This is a genomic window from Nocardia sp. NPDC051981 (genome assembly GCF_040680715.1).
In the GTDB taxonomy this organism is placed as follows: Bacteria; Actinomycetota; Actinomycetes; order Mycobacteriales; family Mycobacteriaceae; genus Nocardia.
This window is the reverse complement of the sequence record NZ_JBFAXK010000021.1, coordinates 1-3,790: the sequence shown is the minus strand read 5'-3', so window position 1 is coordinate 3,790 and position 3,790 is coordinate 1. Positions and strand designations below refer to the sequence as shown.

3 protein-coding genes are annotated in these 3,790 nt (G+C 64.7%); 1 reads left to right on the top strand and 2 read right to left on the bottom strand.

What is annotated here, in order from left to right:
• Positions 1–55 precede the first annotated feature (55 nt).
• Positions 56–739 (bottom strand): hypothetical protein, encoded by a 684-nt coding sequence (locus tag AB0L60_RS29835; RefSeq protein WP_364620504.1) that lies wholly within the window; start codon positions 737–739, stop codon positions 56–58.
• A gap of 318 nt (positions 740–1,057) precedes the next feature.
• On the opposite strand from AB0L60_RS29835, the gene AB0L60_RS29830 reads away from it, so the two are divergent.
• A complete protein-coding gene (locus tag AB0L60_RS29830; RefSeq protein ID WP_364620502.1) occupies positions 1,058–1,963 on the top strand; it encodes a hypothetical protein in 906 nt (301 codons plus the stop codon).
• A 34-nt stretch (positions 1,964–1,997) separates the two neighbouring features.
• Here AB0L60_RS29830 and AB0L60_RS29825 read toward each other — a convergent pair whose 3' ends face one another.
• Positions 1,998–3,476, bottom strand: a complete 1,479-nt coding sequence (locus AB0L60_RS29825; protein WP_364620500.1) for a recombinase family protein — start codon at positions 3,474–3,476, stop codon at positions 1,998–2,000.
• Positions 3,477–3,790: the final 314 nt, after the last annotated feature.

The following is a 3,790-nucleotide window of genomic DNA, read 5'->3' as shown; positions in this document are numbered from 1 at the left end:
ACGCGCGTCGCCTCTTACGCGGGGAGACTCTTCGGGACCACAACGAAGGAATTGGCTAGAGGCTGAACGGTTCCTGACAGACCCCGCAGAGGATGGGTCCGGCGGCGATGATCTTTTTGTGTGCCCGAATCCGGCGGGGCGGTTGGCACTGGCAGATCATCGGCTGACCGTTGCGATCAGGTTCGGCGGTGGTGGTGTCTTCAGGGTCTTCGTCGTCGGTCTCGTCGGCCTCGGTGGCGGCGTCGGTGTCTTCGGCGGTGTGCTCGGGTCGGCGATGGGCAACGATGGCGCGGTCGAGGATCGCGATTTCGCGCTGGTAACCGGCCGTGGTGGTGTCGGACAGGGTGGTCAGCGACCATCCCGAGTGGGGATGGCGGGCCGCGGCGAGGCCGATTTCCTCGGCGAGCTGTTTGAACTTCTTATTGTGATAGCGGCCGTTGTCGCTGGCGGCGTTGATATCTCGGGTGAGCGCGATCCCATGGACCGCTTCGTGCAGCAGGGTAGCGAGCACGTCGTGGGCGCCGCCGGCGAGGCCCTCGGCGCCGATGAACAACTCGGGTAGCCACTGGCCGCGGTGTTCCCAGCGGTCCGGCCCGAAGTGCCCGCGCCGCATGCTGCGCCCGCGCCCGGTCGAGCCCGACGCGATGGACACGACCGCTTCAGGGACGTCGGGGTGACGTGTGCGGATGCTGTCCCACACCTGATCGATTGCTGTGGCCAAAGGGCCGCCGATGGGCATTTGAACCTCCGGAACAAGGGGATTCTCCGCATAAGAGGGGACCGGGAACTGGTCGCGGGAGATGACTCCATTCTATCGCTTTTCACCCACTTAAGCAGGTGAAAGACGTTGCGGCGCAGCAACAATGGCGACTTGCGGCAAGTGCCCGCATGGGTTTCGGATGAGTGAGTCGGTCAGTGCCAGCATGTGACAGGACGTGCCTTTCAGCGCGCGCGGGACGCACTCCGGATGGCCCGGCAATAGGCTCGCCACGGAGATGATCACCGCGCGACAGTGTTTGGGGGACAAACTATGACGCGCCGATACGCTGCTCTATCGATGCTTCCACTTCTGCTGGCGACCGGCCACGGTGTGGCGCTGGCGGCCCCAGGACAGCCTGGTCTGGCAGTGCCCGGGGAAGGGCAGCCGGGAATCAGCACCGTGCCAGCGCCACCAGCTGCACCGAGTTTGGCCGACTATGTCCCCGATCCGCCCGCGCCGCCGAACCGACCCAGACCACAGCAGCAGACCACCCCGCAGGTCGACACCGTGGTGCAGCAGCCGCAGGACGACCAGCCCGAGCCCGCTGCGCCGGAGGCTATTCCGGCGAACCCGCGCTTGCTGCGCGCGGGGAAGACCACGGTCGAGTTGCCGGACTGGGTTGACGTGAAGACCCGCGACAAGGCCCAGAGCTATCTCGACTACGCGGAGTGGCAGATCGCCGCCGCCTACGACGGGATGGGCTACTCCCGCGAGGAGTCCGACCGGCGTGCCGCGTCCACGCTGGTCGGTGCAGGGGTCGGTGCCTACGTCGGTGCGATCTCGCTGGCACCTCTGTCGCTGGCGGGGTGTGGGGTGGGCATGGTCGCGGGTGGCGTCGCCGGTGGCATCGCCGCCGGCGTCCCGACCGCAGGCGCGGCCTCTGTACTCGGCGCAGCGGTAGGCATGCCTGTGGGGTGCATGGCGGGTGCGGTCATCGCCGCGGCTCCAGCCGTCGCGGTGGGCGCCCCGGTTGGGGCCGTGATCGGCGGCACGGGCGCGGATGTGATCGGCGGCGGAGTGGATGTCCCGAAGCCCGCCGACCCGCAGCCGCTGGTCGAAGTCCAGACGCCGGTGCTTCCGCCGATGAGCGCGCTCGGTCAGCAGATCTCAGACACAGCGGACGCCATTGCAGCCACCAGCCCGCAGGCCGCCGACCTCGTGGACTCCCTGCGGTCAGCCCTTGCCGCTATGCCGCCGCTGTAATCTGCCAGATTGAGCCGGTACCCATCATGCTGTGTCACTTCGGCACAATCAGGACGGATGACGGGTCGAACGTCTTCCGCCCCCGCGGTGCTGGCAGAAGGTAGACGTCGCAGAGAAGGTCGATCACCGCTCGCTTACTCGCGAGGTCGGCGGTTTGGAATGCGATCACAGGCGACGCGGCGTGCAGGATCGACGATGCGGTAGCTCCAGCCGTCAAGGTGAGTCGTTCGGCCTGAAGGCGATTGAGTTCGGTGTCCGCCTTGGTCTTGATCTCGGAGTACAGGCCCCCATCGATCAACTCGGCTTTGTAGTCGGCCCGGGCGCGTTTGACCTTGTCGTGCCAGATCCGTTCCTGTCGGGCAAGTTCGGCGGCGCGGCCTTCATCAGGCTCAATAAGCAGCGCCGCAAGGTCAGCCTTGCCGAGGCGTTGCGTGATGTACTCGACGACCATTTGATCGATCTGTGCGCGAGTCCGCATCACATGCCCAGCGCATCTGTACCGCGTGTTGTGAGCCTTGACCTTTAGTGCGTTCTCTCGGGGGCACACACCGCAGCGGTAGAGCCCGCTGCCGAGGTGCTTCCGGTCGGTTCCTTGACGATTGGTCGCACGCTCCGGCTCGTCCAGCCGTTGCTGCACTCTCAAGAACAACGCATCGGACACGATCGCTTCCCAATCTCCCTGCACGGGCAAACCTGCTGTGTCCCGCGCAATTTGGGGCCGATGAGGTCCCTGATTCTCAAGCCGATTGCCGACTTCGGCCTTAATCTTCGCAGACAGCTTTGGGCGTTTGGGGGTGTGCACAGACCATCCTGCGTATCGCGGATTCCGGAGAATGCCATACACGGTCGACGGGTGCCACGGCTTGTCGGTCCCATCGCGGCGAGGAAATGCGGGAACATTGGCGGGGATGTCCCGGTCGGGCTCGTCCTCGGGGCAGATCCCGGACAGGGCCGCGCAGATTCCCCGAAGAGAGGTCCCGGCATCGAACGACGTGAAGATCGCTTCGATCACCGCGGCCTCGTCAGCGACGATCGCGCCATCCAGCGTGTAGCCGGTTGCGCGTACTCCCTTGGGCGGACGGCCTTTTGCGGCACGCTGGCGGTTGGCCCGCTTCTGCCGCTTGCTTTTCAACTCCATCTCGCGGCGCGCAGCGTTAGCGCGATCTCTGGCCTTGGACCGGCCGGACTCAGTTCGTAGATCGTAGGTTTCTTCGATAGTGACGATCACGGCGCCTACGATCTCGCCGAGTTCGATCCACTCCTCCAGCTGTGCTGGAATGCGAGTGAATCGGTCGATCTCCCAGCAAGCGATCCCATCGAACATGCCTGCCTTGTAATCAGCGAACATGCGATCGTAATCAGGTCGCTTGGCGTATCGCTCGTAGGCACTCTTGCTGTGATCGGTGTACGTCGCGACCACCTGGCCACCGATGTCCGCGATTCGTTCGTCCAGATCCTCATCCTGTCGATCGATCGCGTCGTAGTCGTCCTGGTCAGCCTTGGAGATTCGCAAGTACTTTGCCAAGCGGAGCGGCGCCGGACTAGGACGAGGCATAAGGTTATTCTACCTCGGGATCTGGTCGAGTTCCGCTTCAACGTCTGAACTCCTGCGAAGAAATAGAGCAGCGTGTGTATCGCTGCAGGTAGAGACTCTGCTGAGCCCCCATCCGGCGTCCGGGTGGGGGCTCAGTCGTTTCCGCCCGCGCTGCGGGCTGGCCGGTTCGGTCAGCGTGGTATGCGGCAATAGCGGACGTTTCGTCGGGATGATCGATTCGGGAGGCACAACAGCCACGGGATCCCTGCGCAGTGGTAGCGTTCTGCGCCTTT

Coding starts and splice junctions, on each gene's coding strand:
- AB0L60_RS29835 (WP_364620504.1), bottom strand. CDS start 739: ATGCCCATCGGCGGCCCTTTGGCCACAGCAATCGATCAGGTGTGGGAC.
- AB0L60_RS29830 (WP_364620502.1), top strand. CDS start 1,058: ATGCTTCCACTTCTGCTGGCGACCGGCCACGGTGTGGCGCTGGCGGCC.